Raw genomic sequence first — 25,591 nt, forward strand, 5'->3', positions numbered from 1 at the left:
GCGCCGGCCGCATGCCGCCGCGCCTCCTCGTGCTGGCCACCGCGCACCGGCCCGGCCTGCTGAGACGGGCGATCGAGGTGGGCGCGCTCGGCTATGTGGACAAGGCGAGCCCCCCGGAACACCTGGTACACGGAATCCGGCGCGTCGCGGAGGGGAAACGTTTCGTCGACGATTCGCTGGGTTTTGGTTTTCTGAAGGCCGCGGAGATGCCGCTGACCCGGCGGGAACTGAGCGTGTTAACCCTGGCCGCCGAGGGCGCCTCCATCGCGGAGATCGCCGGGAGTCTGCACCTGTCCCACGGGACCGTGCGCAACTACATGGCGGCCATCACCCGCAAGACCGGGGCCCGCAACCGCGTCGACGCGATCCGCATCTCGCAGGGGGAGGGCTGGCTCTGAGGCCCAGGAGCCGACCAGGTCCCGGTAGAGCGGGGAGCGGCGCAGCAGTTCGTCGTGCGTACCGAGGGCGGTCTCCCGCCCGTCCATGACGAGCACCCGTTCCGCCCGGCGGGCCGAGCTGATCCGGTGGGCCACGACGACCAGCGCGCCCCCTGGCCGCGCCCGCCCGGCGAAGGCACGCTCCGCGCGTTCCTCCGCGTCCGGGTCGAGATGGCAGGTCGCCTCGTCGAGGAGGGCGAGCGGGGCGTACGACAGATAGGCCCGGGTCAGCGCGATCAACTGCCGTTCACCGGCGGACAGTTGCGCAGGTTGGACCGGGGCGGCGGGCCCGCCGAGGGCTTCGAGGAGCGGGGTGAGCCCGACCGCCTCGGCCGCGGCCAGCAGCTCCGCCTCGGGCACCGGGTCCGGCCGCAACTGCCCGAGGTTGTCGGCGAGGCTGCCACTGAACACATACGCCTCCTGCGGAATCAGCACCCGAAGGGCACCCGCCTCGGCCACCGACCGCCCGTACACCCGGACCGCGCCCCCACTGGGCCGGAGCAGCCCGGCGACGAGCGCGGTGAGCGTGGACTTCCCGATACCGCTCGGCCCTACGACGGCCAGGTGGCCGCCGCACGGGAGGTCGAGGTCGAGACCGCGCAGGACGGGCTCGCTCGCCGGGCCGTAGGCGAAGGTGAGGGAGGTGAGGGAGAGGGCTGGGGGGTTGTCCGGTGGGGGTGTGAGGGGGGAGCCGCTGGTGCTCGGGCCGTGGAGCAGGTTCTGGGTGACTGCGGCGGGGGACGGCTTCGGGGGATTGTCGGGTGGTGGGGCGGGCAGCGGGGGCGCTAGGTCAGAGCCGGTGGTGCTCGGGTCATGGACCCGGTTCTGGGGGGTGGGCAGGGGGTGGGTTGGCGTGTTGTCGGGTGGTGTGGCGGGCCGGCTCGGGCGGGGAGTGGCCGGTGGCTGGGGGGTCAGGCGGCGTAGGACGACCGCGAGGCGGGAGCCGTTGGTGCTCGGGTGGTGGGCCCGGTTTCGGGGGGTGGGCAGGGGGTGGGTTGGCGTGTTGTCGGGTGGTGTGGCGGGCCGGCTCGGGCGGGGAGTGGCCGGTGGCTCGGGGGCCAGGCGGCGTAGGACGACCGCGAGGCGGGAGCCGCTGGTGCCCAGGCCGTGGACCAGGTTCTGGAGGGCGGGCAGGAGGGACTGGGTGACATAGGCGAGGGCTCCGAGCAGGGCGCCCGGGGTGACGCCGTGGCGGAGGAGCCAGGGGGCCGTGGCGAGCAGTAGCAGGACCGGCAGTTGGCCGCCGATCGCCAGGGACGCCACGCGCGGGACGCCCCAGCGGGCCAGCGAGCGCGCGGCCCGCAGTTCGGCGTCGACGAGGTGCCCGGTGTCGGAGGCGACCCGCTCCTCGGCGCCGGCCGCCGTGATGTCCCGCAGTCCGGGGCAGACGCTGCCCAGCCGGTCGGCGAGGGCCTCGTCGGCGCGCAGGAAGACCTCCTGCCGCCGGGCCAGCGGACGCAGGGTCGCCGCGAACAGGGCCACTCCGGCGACGAGCGGCGGCACCACGACGAGCAGGAGCAGCGGGGCGAGCGAACACAGCCCGGCGAGTGCGCCCACGGCGGTGAACAGAAACGACCGGGACACCATCACCAGCCCGGCGAAGGTGTCCCGGGCCAGCTCCACCTGCTGGGTCAGCCCGGACAGGGCACTCCGGTCGGCCTCCGCCACGCCCCGCGCGACCACCCGCTCGACGAGCCGGTCCCGCAGCGGTTCGACCAGCGCGGCGACAGCCCCGTACACCCGCCCGGTCCCCACCGCACCGACGGCGACCCCGACCCCCGCCACACCGAGCCACCCGAGTCCGACCATGGCCCGCCCGGCCAGAAACCCGGCGTCCAGCGATCGCGCGAGCCCGTACCCGACCAGAAAGGTCTGGCCGGTCTCCAGCACCGACCAGCCCCCGAGCCGGACGAGAACGCGCCATCGTGCGGCGAGGAAGCGGAGGCCGCGTCGAGGGAGACCGCGGTCGTTGGGCGGTTGGGTGCGCTGCGTGGGTTCGTTGTGGGGCGGGGCGGGGGTCTGCCGTCGTTCATGGAGGTTGTGTGGCTCGGCGTGCTGCGTGGGTTCGGCCGAACTGCTGCCGGGGCTCACTGGAGTCGGCCGTCGTCCGTGCGGCAGGGGTAGGTCGTCGCGACGGACGGCGCCGTCGACCTGGCCCTCGCCATGCCTCCCGATCCGGGCCGCGCCCCTGCGCCGACGCCGCCACGCGCCTCTGCCTGTCGGCGGGTTCGCCTCGGGGTGACCGCCGGTCTCGTCGTGGCGGTCAGGTGGCTCATGGCGTGCCCGATCGTCCCCGCGCGCCATCGGTACGGTCCGCCGTGGGTCCGCCCGGTCCTCCGCGCCCGGCTCCCTGTCCGGCTGCGTATGCGTCATCGGCCCGCCCCGCTCTCTGTGCGTCGCGGCCTGTGTGCGCCATTGCTTCGGGAATCCGTCGGCTTCGTGCCTGGCTCGGTGCTCGTCATTGGTCTGGCTCGCTTTTCGTGTCTCGCGGCGCGCACGCCATCGCCCCCGGAATTCGTCGGCTCCATGCCTGTCATCGGCCCGACCCGCTCTCTGTGCGTCGCGGCGCGCGTACGCCATCGATCCCGGAATCCGTCGGCTCCGTGCCCGTCGTCGTCCCGGGCTCGTTCTCTGTGCCGCGCGGCTCGTGTGCGCCGTCGCTCCCGGAATTCGCCGTGCCGCCCAACGCCCCCGGGCCCCCCTTCCGTACCCCCGCCGGGGCGCCGTCGTCCCCGCCCCCGAACACCGCCCGATAACCCGGCGTCCCCCACAACTCCGCATGGGTCCCCACCGCCCGCACCCGCCCCCCGTCCAGCCAGAGCACCCGGTCCGCGCGGGCCGCCGTCGCCGCGCGGTGGGCCACGAGGAGGCGGGTGCCCGGTGTGGTGGGGTCGGTGAGGGACTTCGTGAGGTGGTTTTCCGTGACCGTGTCGAGGCTGGAGAGGGCGTCGTCGAGGATCAGGAGGCGGCCGGGGTGGGCGAACGCACGGGCCAGGCCGAGGCGTTGGGCCTCGCCGCCGGAGTGGGGGGCTTTGGCGCAGGGAGTCTCGTAGCCGTGGGGGAGGCGGTGGATGAAAGTGTCCACCTGGGCTGTGTGCGCCGCCGCACGGACGGTCGCGGGGGAGGGGGTCGGCACGCCGAAGGCGATCGTGTCCTCGATGGTGGTGCCGAGGAGCGCCGGGCGGTCGAAGGCGTAGCCGATCGCACCGCGCAGGTCGGCGTGGCGCAGGTCGCGGAGCGGGATTCCGTCGAGGAGGACCTCACCCTCGTCCGGGTCGGTCAGCCGGCCCGCCACCGCGGCCAGCAGCGACTTGCCCGCACCCGAGCGGCCCACGACCGCGAGCGTCGTGCCGCCGGGAACCACCAGGTCGATCCCGTCCAGTACGGTGCGTCCGCCGCGCCGCGCGGTCACTCCGAGCAACTCCAACTGCCCTGAGCCGGAGGGGAGTTGACGGCATCCATAGGTCGGGGCGGGTTCCGTCAGGACCTCGGCCAGGCGTCCTGTCGCGGCCCTGGCGCGCATCAGGCCCGCGAGCTGTCCCACCAGCACGCCGACGCCGGTCGCCAGCACCGCGTACCGGGAGGCGGCCAGTACGTCACCCACCGTCAGGCGGTGCATGGTCAGCAGGCAGCCCGCCACCGCCACGACGGCCAGTTGAAGGAGCGGCGCCACGGTCACCGCCTGCGCGGCGGCGCGCCCCTGCACCCGCCACATGCGGTGCCCCGCGCGCGAGAGGTCGGGCAGTGGCCGCAGAATCCGTGCCGTCTCCCGGCCCGCCGTACCCGCCGCCCGGATCGTGCGGGATCCGTCGATCGCCTCCGCCAGCGCCGCCGCGATGAGCCCCTGCGCCCGCTGGTACCGCGTCACGCACTCGGTGGTGTCCCGGGCGAGCGCGCGCAGCAGCAGGGCGAGGACCGGTGCCCCGGCCAGGAACACGGCCGCCAGCCACGGATCGATCAGCGCCAGCGCGACCACACCGCCGACCGGGCCAGCCAAGGCCGCCAGCAGCGCGGCCAGCGCACCCGGCGCCGTCCCGGCCTGCGCGGCGTTCCCCACCAGCCGGGCGACCAGCTCACCGGAACCGAAACGGGCGCCCGCCCGCGGTCCCACCGCCAGCACATGTCCGCCAACCAGCCCGCGCAGCCAGGCGGTTGAGCCCGCCGTGACCGTGCCGCCCAGCACCGTCCCGCACGCGTCCAGCAGCGCGGTCAGCAGCACCAGCCCGGCGCACGCCCCCACCCAGCGGCCGGCCGGGGCGTGTGTCAGCAGCAGGTCCAGGGTCCGCCCCAGGACGGCCGGCAGCACGAGCGCCGCCGCCGTGGCCGCCGTACTCACCCCGCACAGCGCCACACAGCGCGGCCCGCTGTGCCGGAGCGCCGAGCGCAGCAGCGCGCGGGTCGCCGCGGCCCCGGGGTCGTCCTCGGCGCGAGTCGTCATACGGCAGCCCCTCGCAGAGACATGACGGGGGCCCCGGGCGGCCCACCCCTCGTGGGAGCGGGCCGCCCGGAGCCATGGGCTCACCGCTTCGTCAGAGACAGAGCAGAACGCTCGCCGCGCTGACGCAGGAGAGCAGGCTGACGGTGCTCGCGCCGCCGCCGTCGTTGTGCTCGTCGGATTCCATCGTCTGCAGGTCGAGAAGTGCCATGAGGTGTCCTTTCGTTGTGGGGACGGGGTGTTGTTCTTGGTGTCACGACTCCGTCAGATCTGAGATCTGGGATTTCAGATCGCGGAGCCGCGTTGTGTGGGCCGCCCGGACGGGGGCGGCAGGAAGGGCAGCCCGGCCGGGACCTCGGTGTCGCCGAGGGCCGCGCCGAGCGCGAGCAGGCACCCGGCCGTGCCGGTGCCCAGGTCCATCGACAGGCGCATCATCTGGTGCCCGGGGAAGGCGAGTTGGCCCTCGTAGGCCATGGCGAACCAGCCGAGGCCGGCGACCTGTTCGGTCAGCCTCCGCCCGTCCGCGCCCGTCCTTGCGAGGTGCAGGATCATGCCCGCGCGGCCCTGGAAGAGACCGGGCTGCGCGTAGAAACGCGAGGTGGCGGCGGTGCGGATGCCGGCGCGAGCTTGCTCGAACTCCTCAGCCCCGTCCGGTAGATGGGCCAGCAGCTCGTCCACGACCATCCCGATGCCCACGCTCCCGTCGCCGAGGTACGGCAGCGTCCGCCAGCCCTCGTCGACCTCCAGCCCGCCGCCGCGCTGCACGACACAGCACTCCAGGTCGCGTCGCAGCGCTCCGGCGGCGGCGTCCAACAGCCGCCGTTCGCCGGTCAGTTCGTACTGCCGGAGCAGGAACAGCGCGGGCCCGCTCGCTCCCCGCAACAGCCCGGCCCGCCGCCGGGGCGTCGCGGGGCGCGGCTCGGCGAGCCGTCGTACGACGATGTCCGCGGCCTCGGCCGCCCGCTCGCGCAGCTCCGACTCACCGGTGTCGGCGGCCAGTTGACCGAGAACCAGGCCGAGTCCCGCGAGCCCGCCGTGCAGATCGGAGGACAGGTTCTGCCAGCGCTCCCGGAGGATGCCTTCGATCAGGTCGAGGGCCCGCTGCCGGTGGCCGAGCCGGTCCAGGACATGGGCGACGCCCGCGAGACCGTCGTACAGACCGAGCGGGGTGCCGACCGGTGGCGGGGCGGTGTGGTTCAGGAGCCAGCGCTCGCCCTCCTCGTGGCGGTCGGCCCCCACCGCGTCGAGCGCGTACAGCACACCGGCCGCGCCGTGCGCCAGACCGAGCCCGCCGCCGTCGGAGAACTGCGCGACGTCGCCGGGGAAGAGCCGGTCGGTGCGCTCCGGAGTCGCCGACGCCCAGATCGCCTTGACCATCGAGTCACGGCTGTAGGGCCAGTCGCCTGGCTCCACGAGACCGACGGAAGCACGCGGACCCGGCGTCGGTGCTCGGCCCTCGCTCACGTCACGGGTGATCTCCGTGACCGCCTCGTCCAGGAACTCCCTTGGCACGTCCGGGAATTGACCGGCGATCACCTCGGCCAGATGGGCCGCCTTGGCGCGGTCGACCACGAACAGGGTGGTGACGGGCAGGAACAGGGCGAGCCGCAGACAGGCCAGCGCGTACCGGTCGACGTCGACGCCTCTGCGGTCCGGCGGGGCGAAGAAGCCCGGGTGGGCGACGACCTGCCGGCCGTTCTCCTCAGCCGGTGCCGCCGCCTCGAAGTCGATGAGGAACACCGACTCCTCGTCGGGCGCGACGATCACGTTGAAGATGTGCAGGTCGTTGAAGACGATCCCGCGCGCGTGCACGGCCTCCAGCGCCCGCTCGACCGCACGGTGGATCTTCAGCGCCCACGCCGTGTACGCGGCGACCGCGGCCGGGTCGGGGTCCGGGGTGAGCAGCGGGTGGCGCTGCGCGAAGAAGGAGTTGAGCGGTTGCCCCTCGACGAAGTCCATGACCAGGAACCGGTGCTCGCCCAGCATGAACCAGTCCCGCACCTCCGGCACGACCCCGGTCCCGGCGACCCGTTCGAGCGCCAGCTTCTCCCGCTCCAGGCGGGTGATCGCGTCGGCACCGTCCGAGGCCAGCCCCGCGTGCGGGCGTCCCTCCTTGAGGACGACCTTGCGCCCGTCCCGGGTGTCGGTGCCCGCGTACACCCCGCCGCCGTTGGAGAAGTGCAGCGCCTTCTCGATGCGGTACGGCAGTTCGCCGACCGTCGTGGTGTTGCGGGCCGCGAGATGGGGCTCCAGGAACGCCGGCAGCGTCACCCACTCCGGGACCTGGAAGGACGGCGCCCGCCGGTCCGGTACCAACCGCCCCTCGCCGTCCCGCACCGCCGGCACCAGAGAGCTCCGCTCGTCGACGACGAAGCTGCGCGCGAAGGCGCCGTAGCGGACGTAGAGCGGACCGTCGTACCAGCGCAGATCGGTGAGGATGTACGGCCCCTCGAAGCCCTCAAGGAGCTTGCCCAGCTCGCGCAGGATCTGGTGGAGCTGCTCCTCGTCGGAGGGGTAGACGGTGACGAACTTGCCGCTGGTGTCCCGGCCCGCGTACTTGGTGTTGCGCAGGTGCAGCAGGTGCGGGCCCGGTACGAACTTGAACGGGATGCGGCGCGGCACGCAGTACTCCCACACCAGGGTGGCGATCTTGTCCGCGTTCGCCCGGGTGGCCGAGGCGTGGATCTTCCAGCCCTGGGCCGGTCCAGGCGACGGGTTGCCGTCGTCGTCCAGCGGGGTCAGGGTCAGCCAGTCGCCGATCCTCGCCGAGGTCCAGCCGTCGGGGACCTCGCGGCGCGCGGTCCCGTACAGGGTGGGGGCGGCGTTCGGACCGGCCGCGGACAGGCGGTCGGGTGTCTCGTAGAAATGCCGGTCGGCGAGCGCGTACACCTCGTACCGCTTGTCCATGGTCGTCCCCCTCCGTGGCCCGGCTCGAATCTCCCAGCCGGGCCGAGGCAGCGGACAGTCACGGCTGTCACGAGATCGCCGTGCGGAACGCACGCGTAAAGATTTGTTCGGCGTGTTTCGAGCAGGCCGAGGGCCATCCGGTCCCTCATCTCCACGGAACGGTCACAGGGGCTGCGCAGTCGCTGCATAAGCGCTGTAATTACGGACGTGGTCAGTGAGGGCGCTGTTGGACGCAGAACGAGAACGCTGCGTGCCGAACTTGCCCTCAAGACGCTCACGACCGATCTCGACGCCCGCGAACGGCTGCGTCGGATCCTCGAACAAACCCTCGTCTTCGCCGGTGCCAGCTTCGCCGGGGTGTACACGCCCGGTGACGACGCCGACCTGCTGTGTCTTGTCGAGTCGGTCGGTGTGCCGCGAACGCTGTACGGGCTGCGGGACAGCTATCCGGCCTCCGGTGGATCACCGGCCGCCGAGGTGCGCCGGGCCGGGCACGCGGTGTGGCTCGGGCCCGAGGAGCTCGCGGCCGGCTGCGACTCGCGCCGGCTGCCGTCGGGGGAGTTCCATCTGGCGGCGCTGCCCGTGCGCGGGGAGCGGGGCGGGGGCTGTCTGCTCGCGGTGAGTGAGCGCCAGGACGGGTTCGACACCGAGGACCGCGCGTGCCTCACGCTGATCGCCGAGGCGGTCGCGATCCCGGTCCCGGCCGAGGCCGTGGCGGGCGGGGAACTGCCCGCGGGCTCGTTCGACCTGGCCATGGACACCGGGCGGGTCGAGGTCGGCGGAGACATCCTGGCGCTGTTCGGGCTCGGCCCCGACGACTTCGACGGCAAGGTCGAGACCCTGCTCGGACTGACCGTGCCGGAGGACCTGCCCTCGCTGATGTCCGTCGTCGAGCCCGACCACATGGCCATCGGCGACCGCGAGCTGGAGTTCCGCGTCCTGCAGCCCTCGGGACCGCCGAAATGGCTGCGGCTGCGCGGCAGGCTGCTGCCCGGCGGTGACGGCCGCCCGGCCCGCCTCGTCGGTACCGTCGGAGACGCCTCCCAACTGCGCTCCGGCGTCAACGACGTGGCCCGCGTCCAGCGCCTCGCCGCCGCCCTCGCCATGGCCCCCACGGTCCACGACGTCAGCCAGGCCGTCGTCGCCGCCCTGCGCAAGCCGCTGCGCGCCGACCGGATCGCGCTCGCCGAACTGGAGGGCGACCGGCTCGTCGTCACCGTCCTCGATCCGCCCGAACCCGGGGCCTGGCCCGAGCTGTGGCGCCAGGAGTGGCGCAGCGAGTGGCCCGACGCACCCGTGCGCGCCATGCCCACCCTCGCCGCCGCCCTGCGCGAGGGCCGCGCCGTGATCCGGCCCGCCGGAACCGACCTGGAACCCGCCCTCGCCGAGGTCGGCCCGGGCGGCCTCGCCGTGCTGCCGCTGTCGGCCGGCGGCCGGGTGTCCGGGGCCTGTCTGATCGGCTGGGACGAGCCGCACGTCTTCGGCCCCGACGAACGCGCCCTGCTCACCGCCTCCGCCGGCCTCGCCGGACAGGCCCTGATGCGCGCCCACGCCTTCGACGCCGAGCACGAACTCGTCGGCATGCTCCAGCGCCAACTGCTGCCGCGCAGGCTGCCGAAACTGCCCGGCGGGGTCGCCGTCGCCCGCTATCTGCCGACCACGGCCGGTCTTGAGGTCGGCGGCGACTGGTACGACGTCATCCCGCTGCCCGACAACCACGTGGCCCTCGTCATCGGCGACGTCCAGGGCCACAACGCGGGCGCCGCCACCCTCATGGGCCAGATGCGCACCGCGCTGCGCGCCTACGCCGTCGAGGGGCACCCGCCGGACGTCGTCGTCTCGCACGCCAACCGGCTCCTCATGGACCTGGAGACCGATCTCTTCGCCACCTGCTGCTATGTCGACGTCGACATGGAGGAGGGCTCGGCCTGGTATGTGCGGGCGGGCCATCTGCCGCCCGTCCTGCGTCACCCGGACGGCGGAACCGAGGTCCCCGAGGCGGACGGCGGCCCGCCGCTCGGCGTGGTCACGCAGGCCGACTTCCCCATGAGCCCGCTCCGGCTCCAGCCCGGCACCGTCATCGCCCTGACCACCGACGGCCTGGTGGAGTCCAAGGAGGCCGACATCGACGAGGGCATCGACCGCCTCGCCCACGGCCTCGCCGTCTCCGACCCCGCCCACCTCGGACTCGTCGCCGACGCCCTGCTCGGCAACGCCCGCCGCGACGACGACGTCGCCCTGCTCCTCATGCGCTACGACGGCCTCGCCACCCGCCCCCGGCGGGAGAACTGGACGGTGTGGCGCGTCCCCGAGGCGGCCCGGCACGCCCGCCGCTTCACCAAGCGCACCCTGCGTCTGTGGGGCGTCACCGAGGAGACCGACGTCATCCTCCTCATCGTCTCCGAGCTGGTCACCAACGCCCTGGTGCACACCGACGGACCGGTCCGCCTCGACCTCACCCTCGTCAACCACCGGTTCCGCGTCTCCGTGGCCGACTCCTCGCCGCGCACCCCGGTCAAACCCACCAGCATCGGCTGGGAGGCCACCGGCGGCCGCGGCATCCTCCTCGTCGAGGCCATGTCGGCGGCCTGGGGCACCGTGCCGGTGAGCGGCGGCAAACAGGTGTGGGCCGACATCGCGCTCGACGCGTAGACCGCCGCACGGGTGCCTGCCCGGCGCGTGACGGCAGGTCGGGGCCGCAGCGCGCGCCCGCCGTGATGGGGTGCGTGCTTGTGGCACACACCTTCGAAGAACTGGTCGAGAAGCAGCGCGCGGCCCAGGAGGCACGCGCCCGGGTCCAGGAGATGCGGGACACCCTGGGATCCCCCGCCCACGAACCCTGGACCGAGGCCCAGACCGACGTCTACGAGACCGCCTGGCGGGCCTGGCGCGACCTGGCCCGGGACGTCCAGGCAGCGGTGAACGAGTACGCCAAGGAGCAGGGTCTCGACCGGGCGGAGGTCGAAGCGGACGTACAGCGCAGAGCGGGCGATATGCCCGGTCAGGACGCCCTCTAGACACCTAGGCGCCCACCTATCGTTGGACTGTCGTAACAAATGAACGAGGGGAGGAATGATGAACGTGCAGGTGTGGCGCTAAGGTGAAGCGATGAAGGCTCTCGTTCTCTCCGGCGGCACTGGATCCCGCCTGAGGCCGATCACACACACATCGGCAAAACAGCTCGTCCCGGTGGCCAACAAGGCCGTCCTTTTCTACGGGCTCGAATCACTCGCCGACGCAGGCATCACCGAGGTCGGCATCATCGTCGGCGACACCGCGGCGGAGATCGAGGAGGCGGTGGGCGACGGGTCGAAGTTCGGCCTGCAGATCACCTACATCCCGCAGGACCGTCCCCTCGGACTGGCCCACGCCGTCCTCATCGCGCGCGAGTACCTCGGTGACGAGGATTTCGTGATGTACCTCGGCGACAACTTCATCGTCGGCGGCATCACCGGACTCGTCGAGGGCTTCCAGGACAACAAGCCCGACGCGCAGATCCTCCTCACCCACGTGCCCGACCCCCGCTCCTTCGGCGTCGCCGAACTCAGTGACTCCGGCCAGGTCATCGGCCTGGAGGAGAAGCCCGAGCACCCCAAGAGCGACCTCGCCCTGGTCGGTGTCTATCTCTTCACGCCCGCCATCCATGACGCGGTACGCGCCATCAAGCCGTCCTGGCGCGGCGAGTTGGAGATCACCCACGCCATCCAGCACCTGATCGACGAGGGCGCCGACGTGCGCTCCTCCGTCATCCACGGCTACTGGAAGGACACGGGCAACGTCGTCGACATGCTCGAGGTCAACCGGACCGTCCTGGAGAGCATGGACCGCCGTATCGACGGCGAGGTCGACGACGTCTCCGAGACCATCGGGCGCGTGGTGATCGAAGAGGGCGCGCGCATCGAGAAGTCGCGCATCGTCGGACCCGTCGTCATCGGGTCCGGAACCGTGGTGAGCAACTCCTACGTCGGACCGTTCACCTCGGTCGCGGAGAACTGCCGGATCACCGACAGTGAGCTGGAGTTCTCCATCGTGCTGCAGGACTCGTCCATCGCAGGGGTGGGCCGGATCGAGTCCTCGCTGATCGGCAAGCACGTCGAAGTGACCCCCGCTCCGGGGGTACCCAGCGCCCACCGCCTCGTTCTCGGAGACCACAGCAAGGTGCAGATCCGTTCATGAATCTCCTCGTCACCGGCGCCGCCGGCTTCATCGGTTCCACGTACGTCCGTACGCTCCTCGCCTCGGACGCCTCTGACGCGCCCCGCATCACGGTGCTGGACAAGCTCACGTACGCCGGCACGCTCGACAACCTCGAACTCGACCATCCGCGCCTGGAGTTCGTCCAGGGCGACATCTGCGACGCCGAACTGGTCGACAAGCTGATGGCCGAGGCGGACCAGGTGGTCCACTTCGCCGCCGAGTCCCACGTGGACCGCTCGATCAACGGCGCCGCCGACTTCGTCCGCACCAACGTGGTGGGCACCCAGGTCCTGCTGGACGCGGCCCTGCGCTACGACGTGCCGTTCGTGCACGTCTCCACCGACGAGGTCTACGGCTCCATCGAGACCGGCTCCTGGCCCGAGACCCACCCGCTGGCGCCCAACTCGCCGTACTCCGCGTCGAAGGCCTCCTCCGACCTGCTCGCCCTGGCCTACCACCGCACCCACGGCCTGGACGTCCGCGTCACCCGCTGCTCCAACAACTACGGGCCGCACCAGTTCCCCGAGAAGGTCATCCCGCTGTTCGTCAGCAACCTCCTCGACGGCAAGAAGGTCCCGCTCTACGGCGAGGGCCTCAACGTCCGCGACTGGCTGCACGTCGAGGACCACTGCGACGGCATCGAGCTGGTCCGCACCAAGGGCCGCGCGGGCGAGGTCTACAACATCGGCGGCGGCACCGAGTTGAGCAACAAGGAACTCACCGGTCTGCTCCTCGAGGCCTGCGGCGCGGACTGGGACCGGGTCGAGCGCGTCGAGGACCGCAAGGGTCACGACCTGCGCTACTCCGTGGACTGGTCCAAGATCCACGACGAGCTCGGCTACTCCCCGAAGCGCGACTTCGCCTCGGGCCTGGCCGACACCGTCGCCTGGTACCGCGACAACCGGGCCTGGTGGGAGCCCCTCAAGGCCAGGGTGGAGCGCGCCTGATGAAGTGGCTGGTCACCGGTGCCGGCGGGATGCTCGGCCACGATGTGCTGGAGGAACTCGCCCGGCGCGGTGAGCAGTTCGTCGGTCTCGGCCATGGCGACCTGGACATCACCGACCCCGATTCGGTGGACCGGGCGTTCGCGGAGCACCACCCCGACGTGGTGGTGAACTGCGCGGCGTACACCGCCGTCGACGACGCCGAGACCGACGAGGAGCGGGCCCTTCGTATCAACGGCGAGGGGCCCCGGCTCCTGGCCCGCGCCTGCGCCACCTCCGGCGCCCGCCTGGTCCACGTCTCCACCGACTACGTCTTCGACGGCGAGGCCCGCAGCACGCCGTACCCGGAGAACCACTCCACCGCCCCGCGTACCGCCTACGGCCGAACCAAACTGGCGGGCGAACAAGCCGTGTTGGAGGAACTCCCGGTTAACAGCGCGGTTGTGCGCACGGCTTGGCTGTACGGCGCCTGTGGGGGTAACTTCGTCCGCACGATGATCGAGCTGGAGGCACGTCGCGACACTCTCGACGTCGTCGACGACCAGCGCGGTCAGCCGACCTGGACCGCCGACGTCGCCGTGCGGATCGCCGATCTCGGCGCCCGTGTCGGCCAAGTCGAGGGCGCGCACGGGGTGTTCCACGCGACCAGCTCCGGTGAGACCAGTTGGCACGGTCTCGCCCAGGAGGTGTTCCGGCTCATCGACGCCGACCCGGAGCGCGTCCGCCCCACCACGAGCGCGGCCTTCGTCCGTCCCGCTCCCCGCCCCGCCTACAGCGCCCTCGGGCACGAGCGGTGGCGGGAGGTCGGCCTGGAACCGCCCAGGGACTGGCGGTCCGCCCTGCACGAAGCACTTCCGCATATCCGCAAGGAGATTTCTTCGTGAAACGTCATGAGTTCCTGCGGGGACTCCACAAGTCAACCGCGAACCGCAACTACCTGGAGATCGGCGTCAACGACGGCCGCAGCCTGACGCTCTCCCGGGTGCCCAGCGTCGCGATCGATCCCGCGTTCAAGGTGGTCACGGAGATCCGTTGTGACGTCCACCTGGCCAAGGCGACCAGTGACGACTTCTTCGCCCGGGACAACCCGCTGGTGCACCTGCGGGGCGGCCGTCACCCGCTGCGTCAACTGGCCCGCAACCGCAGCCCGTTGGGCTGGTGGCGGACCACCACGCTGGACCTGTCGTTCATCGACGGCATGCACCTCTTCGAGTACGCGCTGCGCGACTTCATCAACGTGGAGAAGCACTCGGACTGGGCCAGCGTCATCGTCTTCGACGACATGCTGCCGCGCAGCATCGACGAGGCGGCCCGGGACCGGCACACCGACGCCTGGACCGGCGACGTCTACAAGCTCGTCGAGATCCTCGCCCGCTACCGTCCCGACCTGGTGACGGTCCTGGTCGACACCCAGCCCACCGGGCAGTTGGTCGTCTTCGGCGCGGACCCGAGCAGCACCGTCCTCAAGGACAAGTACGACGAGATCGTCGCCGAGTTCGAGGTCCCGGACCCGCAGAAGGTGCCCGAGGCGATCCTGGAGCGCACCACCGCGGTGCAGCCCGAGGCGCTGCTCGGCGCCGGCTTCTGGGGTCCTCTCGCCAAAGCCCGTGACCGCGGGACCAAGCGGTCCCGCGGCTGGGAGCCCCTGCGCCGCTCGGTGGAACAGCTCAGCGTCAGCCGCTGACCTGCCCACCCCGCAGTCGCTCGTAGTAGGCGGAGCAGTCCGCGTAGGACGGAAGAAGTCCTGACTGCTCCGCCTCTGCCAATGTGGGCGCCTCGGCGTCCTTCTCGGACAGCACCGGCTCGAAGCCCTCGGGCCACTCGATGCCCAGCGCCGGGTCGAGCGGGTTGATCCCGTGCTCACGTCCGGGCGCGTAGCCCGTCGAACACAGATACACGACCGTCGCGTCATCGGTCAGGGCCATGAACGCGTGCCCCAGCCCCTCCGCGAGGAACACCGCGTGCTTGGTGTCGTCGTCCAGCCGGACGGCCTCCCACTGACCGAACGTGGGAGAGCCGACGCGGATGTCCACGATCACGTCGAGGACGGCGCCGCGCACGCACTTCACGTACTTGGCCTGGCCCGGCGGCACGTCGGAGAAGTGCACTCCGCGCAGCACACCGCGCCGCGACACCGAGCAGTTGGCCTGCGCCAGATCCAGGTCGTAGCCGGTGGCCTCGCGGAACTCCTCGCCCCGGAACCATTCGTGGAAACTGCCCCGGTCGTCAGGGAAGACCTTGGGCTCCAGGACCCAGGCGCCTTCTATCCCCAGTGCTCGCACGTTCTTCCGTCCTCCATGACTTGCTCGGGCAGTGCTGTTTCGCTGTGGCGGTGCTACTTGTTCAGGGCGCGCTTCAGCTTGCGCGCCACCCGGCGGGCCAGCCCGGGCTTGGGCTTGGCGGCCACCGGCTTGGAAGCGGGCTTGGGCTCGGCGGGCTTGGCCGACTTGGGCGCCGCCGACACCCGGATGCCACCGGCCTCACCGCTCAGCCGCACCGGCAGCGCGAGGAAGCGCTTCCCCGTGGCGGCCGGGGTCAGGCACACCGACGCGGTCCACGCCAGGTCCTTCAGATCGGCGGCGGGCACCTCGGCGGCCAGCCGTGCGCCGGAGGACTCGGGGGAGACCGTGCCGGGCACGTCCAGGGTCGTACCGGACGACTTGTGGGTCAGGCGCAGTAGTACGTCGGTGGCGGCGGCGACATGGAAGGGGAGCAGCACGCCGACGCGGGAGCCGGTGACCGTGAAGTCCCCGGGCTTGAGATCGCCGAGGCCCAGGCGCTTGCTCGCGCGGTCGACGTCCAGGGAGAAGTTGCCGTGCGGCTCGGTGTAGTACGGCAGCATCACCTGGCCGACGACGACACCGGCGTGGCCTGCGTTCTCGCCGTGCTGGGGGACCGGGCCGAGGCGGCACTCCTTGTTCCAGGAGCCGATGACGACGCGGACATAGGTGTCCCAGAGGCCGTCGCTCAGCGGGACGCCGCCAGCGGCGGTGGCGGGGTCGACGGTGGCCGTGGCGTGCAGCACCAGGCGGACGCCGTCGCCGTCGGCGACTGTCTCGTGGGTGATCTCGACGGGCTGGAAGTGCGAGGCGGCGCTGGCGCGTTCACGGACGACGAAGTCGGCCGTCGCCTTCTTGAAGAGGTGAGTGGCGTCGGCCGTGAGCATGGCCGTCGCCTCGGCGAGGTTCTTCGGCTCCGGGTGCTTGGGGCAGGGGGCGCCCTTGGCGGGGAAGAACGCCGGCTTGCCGTCGATGACGAACTCGGCCTGGTAGTGGACCAGCAGCTTGCCGTCACGCCACTCGATCTCGCCCGGGATCGCCTGCGGCTTGAGCGACGCCTCCCACTTGGCGAGGTCGACGAGGTCGTCGTAGCGGTCGGCGGCGGCGAGAGCGGCGACGACCCGCAGTCGCGGAGCGAGACCGGCCGCGACACCGGGGCCGAAGCGCTCGGTCATGACCCCGCGGATCTCCTTGAGGAGTTCGCGGCGGTAGTCGTCGGGGGCCTTGAGGAGCCGGCCGCCGCCGAGGCGCTCCATCATCTCCACGCGCAGCCAGCGGCGGTAGATCCGGTCGCGGGCCGGGCCCGGCTCGGTGTACTTCTCGACGACGTCGAGGGCCTCGCGCAGGTTCTTGAAGTAGCCGACGGGGTCGAAGCGCTGGAAGCCGGCGTTCGAGGCGTCGTCGCGCTTGATGTGGTAGTAGCAGACGTAATCGCTGAGCACGGCGACGTTGTCGGCGGCGAGGTAGGCCTCCGTCACGAAGACGTGGTCCTCCAGGCGGCGACGCCCCTCGGGGAACCGCAGGTTGATGCGGTCGAGGAAGGAACGGCGGAGCATCTTGTGCGGGGTGAGGCTGTCCATCAGCGGCACGGTCTCGACCGACGCGCGCGGGTGGTTCTGACGGAACAGCTCCACGGGGACGCCGCGGCCCTTGCCCGCCATCTTGCCCACGATGACATCGGCGCCGTTGGCCACGCCGTAGTCGTACATCCGCTCAAGGGCCTCGTCGCCGAGGTAGTCGTCGTTGTCGACGAACATGACGAACTCGCCCCGGGACGCGGCGATGCCGACGTTCCGGGGCTTGCCCGACCAGCCCGAGGCCTCCTGGTGGATGACCCGGATGTGGGGGTGCTCGGCGGCGACCTCGTCGAGCCGCGCGGGTGTGCCGTCCGTCGAGCCGTCGTTGACGAAGATCGCCTCGTACTCGTCGTTAGGCAGGGACTGCCTGAGGAGAGAGGAGATGCAATCCTCGATGTAGGGCCCTGGGTTGTACACAGGGACGACGACACTGACCTTGACCGACATCCGGCTTCTAGCCCCCTTGTTTGCGCTGCGTTTGCGCTGCCCGTTTCCCGATGTGGAACGGCGCGGTGGGGTGATGCTAACCCGGTCCGTCTCGATGCCGCCCATTGGGCTGGTGTTGGGCAGGGGTTAACCCGACGTGGACCGACGTCAGCTCACGTCGTGCGTCTTGGCCAGAAGTTCCAGGATTTCTGCGGACGTACCCGTTTCACCCAGACGGGGAAAGATCCGCTCGATGCTGTGGGCGTGCGACACGGGGTCCAGGTCGCTCATCGCGTCCGTGGCGAGGGTCACGTGATAGCCGTGCTCGTGGGCCGCGCGGGCGGTGGACTCGACCCCGATGCTGGTGGCGATGCCGGTCAGCACGATCTGCGTGATGCCGCGGCGGCGCAGTTGGACATCGAGGTCGGTGCCGTGGAAGGCGCCCCAGTTGCGCTTGACGATCTGGATGTCGCCGGGGTGCCCGGCCAGTTCGTCGACGACGACGTCCCAGCCCTCGGGGCGGGCCCCGCCACCGGCGCGCTGCTGCTCGGTGCGGCCGGGGACCGCGTCCGCGCCGTCGGCGGCGAAGGATACGCGGACCAGGACCACGGGAAGGCCGGCGGCGCGGAAGGCGTCGGCGAGTTCGACACTGCGGGAGACGACCTCGGGGCCGCTGTACGGCTGGGTCGGGGCGCCGACGATGCCGCCCTGGAGGTCGATCACGACGAGGGCGGTGCGCGGGTCGAGGGTGGTGAGTGCCATGAGGGGAGGCCTTTCAGGAGGTAAGGGGGCTCAGATGGTCTTCGGGGTGAGAGTGCGCAGGGAACGGTCGGGCAGGGTGATCGCCAGGAGCAGCGCCGACCCGGCGGCCATGAACAGGGCCAGGTCGTGCAGTCCCGGGGTGTCGGCGCGGTGCGGGAAGAAGGCCGCGGTGGCCGCCGAGGCGGCGAGCGCGCCGAGGTACATGAAGGTGCGCAGCAGTCCGGCGGCGGACGCGATGCGTGCGGGCTCGGCCTGCCGGTACAGGGCGTTCTGCCCGGCCAGACCGAGCAGGCCCTGCGGTACGCCCAGCACCGCGCCGACGGCGAGCAGCAGCCAGACCGGGCTGTGGGAGCCGACCAGGAACAGCCCGGCGCAGCCGACGACCTGGACGGCGCTGCCGATGAGCAGCTTGGCGCGGATCGCCTCACGGCGGCCGGTGAGGGAGGAGACGGCGAGCGCGCTGACCGACAAGGGGAGCAGGACGAGTCCGGCGCCGGCGGCGTGCAGCCCGCGTCCCTCCTCCAGCCACTGCGTGTAGCCGTAGAGGAAGGCGTACGAGGTGGTGTAGCCGAGGAACTGGCGCAGGTACGTGGTCACCAGGGGGAGGTTGCCGCCCAGCACCCGCAGGTCGACGAAGGGCTCGGGGACGCGCAGTTCGCGTATGCCGAAGCCGACGGCCGCGGCGAGGGAGAGCACCGGCAGATACCAGTGGTCGAGTCGCGGGGCGGTCAGGAAGATCATCAGTGAGACCAGCATGACGGCGAACAGGAGCATGCCGGGCGGGTCGACATCGCGCCGGGTACTCGCCGTGCCCTTACTCGTTATGGGCAGGCGCAACGCACCGAGCACCAGACAGGCCACGGACAGAGGCACGTTGACGGTGAAGATCGCGCGCCAGCCGCCGACGCCGATCAGGAAGCCGCCGAGCGTGGGCCCGATCACCGACACCGTCTGCGCGGAGACGGCGAGCGCGGTGAGGACACCCGCAGGACTGTCCTGCCCGGTGCGCTCCGCCTCGCTCCGGGTCAGTTGCATCGCGGCCGGATAGGCGGCCGAGGTGCCGAAGCCGAGCAGCACCCGGGCGGCGATCAGCACCCCCAGTGACGGCGCGAGGGCGCCCATGAGTCCGGCGATGCCGACCAGGGCCGTACCGATGAGATAGAGCCGGCGCGGACCGTACGTGTCGACGAGCCGCCCGATGACCGGCTGGCCCACGGCGGTGGCGAGATAGAGCGCCGAGACCAGCCACACCGTCTGCGAGGGCGGGGCGCCGAAGGCGATGCCGATGGGCACGAGGGCCACGGCGATCATCGAGGAGTTGATCGGGTTCAGTACGGAGCCGAGGACCATCGGCGCGATCAGGCGCCGGTCGAAGCCGGTCGGTGCGGGGCGGGCGGTCCGTGGTGCCTGGGTGAGCTTCGGTATCACTGCTCCGACAGCCGTTCCATCAACGTCAGCGCGTCGAGGATGGTCCGCCGCTCCCGCTCGGTGTAGCGGTCCTCGAAGGCGCGGGCCAGCCACTCCTCGCGGACCTGCCGGTTGTCCTCGATGCGCTCGCGTCCGGCCTCGGTGAGGGTCACGAGCTGTCTACGGCCGTCCTCGGGGTCGGGGTTGCGGCGGATCAGCCCGTGCTGGTCGAGGGCGGCGAGAGTGGCGGCCATCGACTGCGGCCTGACCCCCTCGGCGGACGCGAGGGCGCTGGCGGTGGCCGCGCCGTGCTTGCCGACCAGGGTGAGCGCCGACTCCTGCGAGGGCGTGAGGTCCTCGTCCGTCGCGACCTCACGGATCCTGCGCCGCAGCCGGCTGAGCACCACGCGCAGATCGCGCGCGGAGCGGGCGGCGGAGTCCGAGATGCCCGCGGGTGTGCCGGTGCGGTGCTGATCCATGGCCCCACCGTAAATCCGTCAGTGGAAACTGTCCAGTCGGAACTGAACAGCCTGACCTGAAGATCTGGCCCGCCTAGGCTGGTGGCGTGCGACTGCTGCTGATGTCCGACACCCATCTCCCCAAGCGCGCCAGGGAACTGCCCGCGCAGCTCCTCGCCGAACTCCCGCGCGCCGACGTCGTGTTCCACGCCGGCGACTGGGTCGACACCGCGACCCTCGACCTGCTGGAGAGCCGCAGCCGCCGACTCGTCGGTGTCTACGGCAACAACGACGGCCCCGAGCTGCGCGCCCGGCTCCCCGAGGTGGCGTACGCCGAACTGGGCGGCCTGCGTTTCGGCGCCGTCCACGAGACGGGCCCCGCCCAGGGCCGCGAGGCGCGCTGCGCCGACCGCTTCCCCGACCTGGACGTACTGGTCTTCGGGCACAGCCACATCCCCTGGGACACCACGGCCCCCACCGGCCTGCGCCTGCTCAACCCAGGTTCCCCGACCGACCGCCGACGCCAGCCGCACTGCACCTACCTCACGGCGACCGTCACCAAGGGCACCTTGACGGACCTCGTGCTGCACCGGCTGCCGCCCAGAAGCTGACCGGGATCGCCGGCGCCCAGTGGGGTACGCGAGACAGCATGGCCGATACACGAGAGGCCCGGCCGCTCGCCGCCCGCCGGGACGCCGCGCCCCGGACCGTCCTGCTCGTCATGTGCGCCGGCTACTTCCTGGTCCTGCTTGACGTCACCGTCGTCAACGTCGCCCTGCCCCGCATCGGCTCCGGCCTGCACACCGACATCGGCGGCCTCCAGTGGGTGGTCGACGGCTACGCCCTGGCACTCGCCGCACTCATGCTCACCAGCGGCACGACGGGCGACCGTTACGGCCACAAGCGCGTCGTGCTCGCCGGGCTCGCCGTCTTCGGCGCGGGCTCCCTCGCCTGCGGGCTGGCTCCGGACGTGGCCGTTCTGGTCGCCGCCCGGGTGGTGCAGGGCATCGGTGCCGCGCTGCTGCTGCCGGGGACGCTGGCCATCATCAGCCGCGCGTTCCCCGAGGACGCGGCACGCGCGCGTGCCATCGGCGTCTGGGCGGGCGTCGGCAGCCTGGCCCTGCCCGCGGGACCCCTGCTCGGCGGGGCACTCACCGACTGGCTCGGCTGGCGGGCGATCTTCCTCATCAACGTGCCCGTCGTCCTGTTCGCACTGGTTCGCTCGGCGGCCGTAGTCCAGGAGAGCCGGGAGGCACGAGCCCGGCGGCTGGATCCGCCCGGACTGCTGCTGGGCGGTCTGCTCCTGCTCGCGACGACGTACGCCTTCATCGAGGGCGGACGCAGGGGAGCCGGTTCCCCGAACGTCCTGGTCGCCGCATCCGTCGCCGTCCTGGCCCTCGTGGCGCTCACGGCGGCCGAACTCCGGCGCGGCGACGAGGCGATGCTGCCGCCCGCGCTGCTGCGCAGGCCCGCGTTCGACGCGGCGAACGCCACCGCCGGGATCATGAACCTGGGCACCCTGGGCACCTTGTTCGTCCTGATGCTGTACCTGCAGTCAGTGCAGCACCGCTCGGCACTGGTCGCGGGACTGGCCGTCCTCCCGCTGTTCGCGCCGCTCGCGGTGATCGCCCCCTTCGGCGGCCGGATCACCAGCCGCATCGGATCCCGGCTGCCGGCCACGACGGGCCTGCTGATCGCCGCGACCGGCCTCGCCCTGCTGACCCGCACACAGCCGCACTCCGGCCTCCCGGCCCTCCTCCCCGCCCTCCTCCTGTGGGGCATCGGCTGCGGCCTCCTCACCCCGGCGGTCGTCGCCGCGGCCATCGCCACGGTCCCCGCCGACCGCGCCGGCCTGGCATCCGCCGTCAACAACACCGCACGCCAAACGGGCGGCGCGATCGGCATCGCGGTGGCGGGTGCGGTCGCGGGGGCACCGGAGGACGCGGGTCGCTTCTTGCGGGGGTTTCATGCGGTCGCGTTGGGTTCGGCGGGGCTGTACGGCGGGGCGGCGGCGATGGCGGTGACGTTGTTGCCGGGGAGGTTGCGGTTGTTCAGGGGGTGAGAACTCCGGGGGAGTGTAGGGGAGTTGAGCCGGTGTCGTGGTGGCGGGAACGGTTCCCGGGCCCACGGAGGATGCGGCTGGTTTCCTGCGCGGGGTTCATGTGGTCGCGCTGAGAACTCCGGGGAGTCGTCAGGGAGTTGAGCACCTGCGCCAGGCGGACTGCGCGCTCGTTCATGGGTGCTCCGGCCGCATGCAGGCTCTGGCCGCGGGCCACCTCACCGCCCCCGATGGATCGCCCCCGCCCCCTCCGTCAGCGCGACCCCCGTCCCGCCCCACCGCAGCGCGACGATCTCAGCCGCCACGGACACGGCCACCTCCTCGGGAGTGCGGGCGCCGAGGTCGAGGCCCACCGGTGAGCGGAGGCGCGCCAACTCGGCCTCGCTCAGGTCGGATTGGAGAAGGCGCCGCATCCGGTCCTCGTGCGTGCGGCGGCTGCCCATCGCCCCGATGTACGCGGCCGGTCGGCGCAGGGCCTCCTCCAGCAGTGGTACGTCGAACTTCGGGTCGTGGGTCAGGACGCAGATCACCGTCCGCTCGTCGGTGTCCGTGCCGCGCAGATAGCGGTGGGGCCAGTCCACGACCACCTCCACGCCCGGCGGGAACCGCTTCGGCGTGGCGAACACCGGGCGGGCGTCGCACACCGTGACCCGGTATCCGAGGAAGTCGCCGATCCGGGCCACAGCCGCCGCGTAGTCGATTGCGCCGAAGACCAGCATCCGGGGCGGTGGCGCGAAGGAGTGCAGGAACACGGTGACGGAGTCCTCGCGTCGCTCGCCGCGCGGGCCGAAGTGCCGCAACCCCGTTGCCCCGAGGGCGAGTTCACCACGGGCGTCGGCCGTGACCGCCACGTCGAGGCCGGTCGTGCCGAGGGTGCCGCCGACCCGGTCCGGCCAGACGGCGAGGGTGGCACCGCGCGCGGCCGGACCGTCGATCACGGTCGCCACGGTCACCGGTTCACGGGCGGCCACCGACCGCGCGACCGCCCCGAAGGAGGGATCGGCCTCGGGCGTGACGGGCCGTACCAGCACGGTGATCTCTCCGCCGCAGGTGAGCCCGACCGCGAAGGCGTCCTCGTCGCTGTACCCGAAGGTCTCCAGCCGGGCCTCGCCGCTCGCCACGACCTCCCGCGCCAGCTCGAAGACGGCGCCCTCCACACAGCCCCCGGACACACTGCCCACGACCTCGTCGTCCGGGCCCACGGCCATCGCCGCACCGGGATCGCGCGGCGCGCTGCGGCTGACCGCGACGACGGTGGCCAGACCGAACGGATCCCGCGCCGCGTACCAGCGGCCGAGCTCCGGGAGGATCTCCCGCACGATGCGCTCCTCTCATCGCCGTAGTTCCCTGTACGGACGTTAATCCGTTGGCAGCGCTCCCGCCGCTCTGCTGCACTGAGGGGCGTCAGTCACCGACGACCGAGGAGCCCTGAGATGCGCGCACCGTTCATGTCCGCCCAGGAAGGAAGGCCCCCCTCATCGAAGGACATGACACCAGGTGCACTTGCTCAACCTCGGAATCCTCGCGCACGTAGACGCGGGTAAGACCAGCCTGACCGAGCGGCTGCTCCACTCGGCCGGTGTGATCGACGAGATCGGCAGCGTCGACGACGGGAACACCCGCACCGACACCCTCGCTCTGGAGCGGCAGCGGGGCATCACCATCAAGTCGGCCGTCGTCTCGTTCCCGGTCGACGACGTGACCGTCAACCTCATCGACACCCCCGGCCACCCGGACTTCATCGCCGAAGTGGAGCGCGTGCTCGGCGTGCTCGACGGCGCCGTCCTGGTCGTCTCGGCCGTCGAGGGCGTCCAGCCGCAGACCCGCGTACTGATGCGCACGCTCCAGCGGTTGCGCATCCCGACGCTCCTCTTCGTCAACAAGATCGACCGCCGCGGGGCGCGATACGGGGATCTCCTGTCGTCGATCTCCGAGCGGCTCAGGGCAGCGGTCGTACCGATGGGCTCGGTCGAGGACCTCGGCACTCCGGAAGCCGCCTTCCTGCCGGGCCTGGGCCCGGACGCGGCGGCCGTCCTCGCCGACCACGACGACGAACTGCTCACCGCGTACGTCGAGAACACCGTGTCCCGCGACCGCCTGCGCGCGGCCCTCGCCGCCCAGACCTGCCAGGCCCTCGTGCACCCGGTCTACTTCGGCTCCGCCATCACCGGCGCCGGCGTGGACGCGCTGATCACCGGCATCAGGGAGCTGCTCCCCGCCGCCGACGGCGACCCCCAAGGCCCGCTCTCCGGCACGGTGTTCAAGGTCGAGCGCGGCCAGGCGGGGGAGAAGGTCGCCTACGCGCGGATCTTCTCCGGCACCCTCCGCACCCGCGACCGGATCGCCTTCGGTGACGCGGGCGCGGAGGGCAAGGTCACCGCGGTCAGCGTCTTCGACCGCGGCACGGACATCGGCTCCGACTCCGTCCCGGCGGGCCGGATCGCCAGGCTGTGGGGCCTCGGCGAGATCAGGATCGGCGACGCGATCGGCGTACCGAGGAAGGCGTACGACCATGTCTTCGCGCCGCCGACCCTCGAAACCGTCGTCGTCCCGGGCCTCGGCACCGACCGGCGCGCCCTGCACCTCGCGCTCACCCAGCTCGCCGAGCAGGACCCGCTGATCGGCCTGCGCCACGACGAGGTACGCCAGGAGACCGCGGTCTCCCTCTACGGCGAGGTCCAGAAGGAGGTCATCCAGGCCACGCTCGCCGAGGAGTTCGGGGTGCACGTCACCTTCCGCGAGACGACACCGCTGTGCGTCGAGCGGCCGGTCGGCACGGGCGCGGCGGTCGAGTTCAACAAGAAGGGATCGAACCCGTTCCTCGCCACGGTCGGCCTGCGCGTCGACCCGGCCCCGGTCGGCTCGGGTGTGCGGTTCGCTCTCGACGTCGAGCTGGGCGCGATGCCGTACGCCTTCTTCAAGGCCGTCGAGGACACCGTGCGCGAGACGCTCGGCCAGGGTCTGCGCGGCTGGCGGGTCACCGACTGCGTGGTCACCATGACGCACTCCGGCTACTCGCCCCGGCAGAGCCACGCCCACCAGGGCTTCGACAAGAGCATGTCGAGCACGGGGGCCGACTTCCGGGGGCTGACCCCGCTGGTCCTGGTCGAGGCGCTGCGGCGGGCGGGGAGTCAGGTGTACGAACCGATGCACCGGTTCCGCGTCGAGGTCCCGGCCGACACCCTCGGGGGCCTGCTGCCGGTGTTCGCCGCGCTGCGCGCCGTACCGCAGACCACCGAGACGCACGGGTCGCGCTGTGTGCTGGAGGGGACGGTGCCCGCGGCTCAAGTGCACGGGCTGGAGCGGCAGTTGCCGGGGCTGACACGCGGGGAGGGTGAGTGGGGATGCGTCTTCGACCACTACGCGCCCGTCGCGCACGGCGCCGTTCCGGAGCGGGCGCGCACCGACCACAACCCGCTGAACCGGAAGGAGTACCTGCTGAACGTCACGCGCCGGGTCGCCTGATGTGTCAACAGGGCAGGTAGAGGGCAAACTTACTCATGAGTCAGCAGTGTTGACAGTGTCAGGAAATCACCGGACTGTAGTGGACATGACGAATATCCGGGCGCGTTTGATCGTTGTCCTGGTTGTCCTCTGCGGATTCCTGTCGGTGGCGGGCGGTCGGCTGCGCGCTGCTGACGCCGTTCACAGCCGTCTTCGCGTACGCGGCCGTCGTCATCGGATACGTCTACGGCGTCCTGCT

At 71.8% G+C, this 25,591-nt stretch carries 19 protein-coding genes and 1 pseudogene; 10 read left to right on the top strand and 10 right to left on the bottom strand.

Going from position 1 to position 25,591, the window contains the following annotated elements:
• Positions 1-11: 11 nt before the first annotated feature.
• Positions 12-314, top strand: a pseudogene (locus ABZT04_RS30755) (LuxR C-terminal-related transcriptional regulator); the annotation flags it as partial.
• Here ABZT04_RS30755 and ABZT04_RS30760 read toward each other — a convergent pair.
• The 4 genes from ABZT04_RS30760 to lanKC form a co-directional block, all read right to left on the bottom strand.
• Positions 237-2,528, bottom strand: coding sequence for an ATP-binding cassette domain-containing protein (locus ABZT04_RS30760; protein ID WP_356060249.1), 2,292 nt, complete (start codon positions 2,526-2,528; stop codon positions 237-239). The pseudogene ABZT04_RS30755 and the gene ABZT04_RS30760 sit on opposite strands and share 78 nt — an antisense overlap.
• Before the next feature lie 442 nt (positions 2,529-2,970).
• Positions 2,971-4,875: an ABC transporter ATP-binding protein gene (locus ABZT04_RS30765; RefSeq protein WP_356060250.1), complete on the bottom strand. Its 1,905-nt coding sequence runs from the start codon at positions 4,873-4,875 to the stop codon at positions 2,971-2,973.
• A 91-nt stretch (positions 4,876-4,966) separates the two neighbouring features.
• Entirely contained in the window at positions 4,967-5,083 is a 117-nt protein-coding gene (locus tag ABZT04_RS30770; protein ID WP_033278838.1) for a SapB/AmfS family lanthipeptide, read from the bottom strand.
• Between the two features lie 74 nt (positions 5,084-5,157).
• On the bottom strand, positions 5,158-7,779 hold the full coding sequence (gene lanKC, locus ABZT04_RS30775; protein ID WP_356060251.1) for a class III lanthionine synthetase LanKC: 2,622 nt from the start codon (positions 7,777-7,779) through the stop codon (positions 5,158-5,160).
• A gap of 207 nt (positions 7,780-7,986) precedes the next feature.
• Here lanKC and ABZT04_RS30780 point away from each other — a divergent pair, with 207 nt between their 5' ends.
• The 6 genes from ABZT04_RS30780 (at position 7,987) to ABZT04_RS30805 (ending at position 14,604) form a co-directional block, all read left to right on the top strand.
• Entirely contained in the window at positions 7,987-10,431 is a 2,445-nt protein-coding gene (locus tag ABZT04_RS30780) for a SpoIIE family protein phosphatase (RefSeq protein ID WP_356060252.1), read from the top strand.
• An 80-nt stretch (positions 10,432-10,511) separates the two neighbouring features.
• Positions 10,512-10,796: a hypothetical protein gene (locus tag ABZT04_RS30785; RefSeq protein ID WP_356060253.1), complete on the top strand. Its 285-nt coding sequence runs from the start codon at positions 10,512-10,514 to the stop codon at positions 10,794-10,796.
• A gap of 91 nt (positions 10,797-10,887) precedes the next feature.
• Positions 10,888-11,955 carry a glucose-1-phosphate thymidylyltransferase gene (locus ABZT04_RS30790; protein WP_356060254.1) on the top strand — a complete coding sequence of 356 codons (1,068 nt, stop codon included), beginning with the start codon at positions 10,888-10,890 and terminating at the stop codon, positions 11,953-11,955.
• Positions 11,952-12,923 carry a dTDP-glucose 4,6-dehydratase gene (rfbB, locus tag ABZT04_RS30795; protein ID WP_356060255.1) on the top strand — a complete coding sequence of 324 codons (972 nt, stop codon included), beginning with the start codon at positions 11,952-11,954 and terminating at the stop codon, positions 12,921-12,923. Before ABZT04_RS30790 ends, rfbB begins: the two co-directional genes overlap by 4 nt.
• A complete protein-coding gene (gene rfbD / locus ABZT04_RS30800) occupies positions 12,923-13,804 on the top strand; it encodes a dTDP-4-dehydrorhamnose reductase (RefSeq protein WP_356060256.1) in 882 nt (293 codons plus the stop codon). The genes rfbB and rfbD overlap by 1 nt, the downstream gene beginning before the upstream one ends.
• Positions 13,801-14,604 (top strand): class I SAM-dependent methyltransferase, encoded by an 804-nt coding sequence (locus tag ABZT04_RS30805; protein WP_356060257.1) that lies wholly within the window; start codon positions 13,801-13,803, stop codon positions 14,602-14,604. The genes rfbD and ABZT04_RS30805 overlap by 4 nt, the downstream gene beginning before the upstream one ends.
• Here ABZT04_RS30805 and rfbC read toward each other — a convergent pair.
• The 5 genes from rfbC to ABZT04_RS30830 form a co-directional block, all read right to left on the bottom strand.
• On the bottom strand, positions 14,594-15,202 hold the full coding sequence (gene rfbC / locus ABZT04_RS30810) for a dTDP-4-dehydrorhamnose 3,5-epimerase (protein ID WP_355911290.1): 609 nt from the start codon (positions 15,200-15,202) through the stop codon (positions 14,594-14,596). The genes ABZT04_RS30805 and rfbC overlap by 11 nt on opposite strands.
• A 53-nt stretch (positions 15,203-15,255) precedes the next feature.
• Entirely contained in the window at positions 15,256-17,223 is a 1,968-nt protein-coding gene (locus tag ABZT04_RS30815) for a glycosyltransferase family A protein (protein ID WP_356060258.1), read from the bottom strand.
• Positions 17,224-17,370: 147 nt separating this feature from the next.
• Complete coding sequence (locus tag ABZT04_RS30820) at positions 17,371-17,964, bottom strand: hydrolase (RefSeq protein WP_356060259.1); 594 nt, start codon at positions 17,962-17,964, stop codon at positions 17,371-17,373.
• A 30-nt stretch (positions 17,965-17,994) separates the two neighbouring features.
• On the bottom strand, positions 17,995-19,392 hold the full coding sequence (locus ABZT04_RS30825; RefSeq protein WP_356060260.1) for an MFS transporter: 1,398 nt from the start codon (positions 19,390-19,392) through the stop codon (positions 17,995-17,997).
• A complete protein-coding gene (locus ABZT04_RS30830) occupies positions 19,389-19,850 on the bottom strand; it encodes a MarR family transcriptional regulator (protein WP_356060261.1) in 462 nt (153 codons plus the stop codon). The genes ABZT04_RS30825 and ABZT04_RS30830 overlap by 4 nt, the downstream gene beginning before the upstream one ends.
• Before the next feature lie 86 nt (positions 19,851-19,936).
• Between ABZT04_RS30830 and ABZT04_RS30835 the strand changes: the two genes are divergently transcribed.
• Both ABZT04_RS30835 and ABZT04_RS30840 read left to right on the top strand, forming a co-directional pair.
• Entirely contained in the window at positions 19,937-20,440 is a 504-nt protein-coding gene (locus tag ABZT04_RS30835) for a metallophosphoesterase (protein WP_356060262.1), read from the top strand.
• Between the two features lie 38 nt (positions 20,441-20,478).
• Positions 20,479-21,891, top strand: coding sequence for an MFS transporter (locus tag ABZT04_RS30840; protein WP_356060263.1), 1,413 nt, complete (start codon positions 20,479-20,481; stop codon positions 21,889-21,891).
• A 215-nt stretch (positions 21,892-22,106) separates the two neighbouring features.
• On the opposite strand, the gene ABZT04_RS30845 is transcribed toward ABZT04_RS30840, so the two are convergent.
• The gene (locus tag ABZT04_RS30845; RefSeq protein WP_356060264.1) at positions 22,107-23,207 is read right to left on the bottom strand and encodes an XdhC family protein; all 1,101 of its coding nucleotides are present in this window, start codon (positions 23,205-23,207) and stop codon (positions 22,107-22,109) included.
• A gap of 178 nt (positions 23,208-23,385) precedes the next feature.
• On the opposite strand from ABZT04_RS30845, the gene ABZT04_RS30850 reads away from it, so the two are divergent.
• Positions 23,386-25,353 carry a translation factor GTPase family protein gene (locus tag ABZT04_RS30850; RefSeq protein WP_356060265.1) on the top strand — a complete coding sequence of 656 codons (1,968 nt, stop codon included), beginning with the start codon at positions 23,386-23,388 and terminating at the stop codon, positions 25,351-25,353.
• The last annotated feature ends 238 nt before the right edge of the window (positions 25,354-25,591 follow it).

Source organism: Streptomyces sp. NPDC005492 (genome assembly GCF_040605995.1).
Classification (GTDB): Bacteria; Actinomycetota; Actinomycetes; order Streptomycetales; family Streptomycetaceae; genus Streptomyces.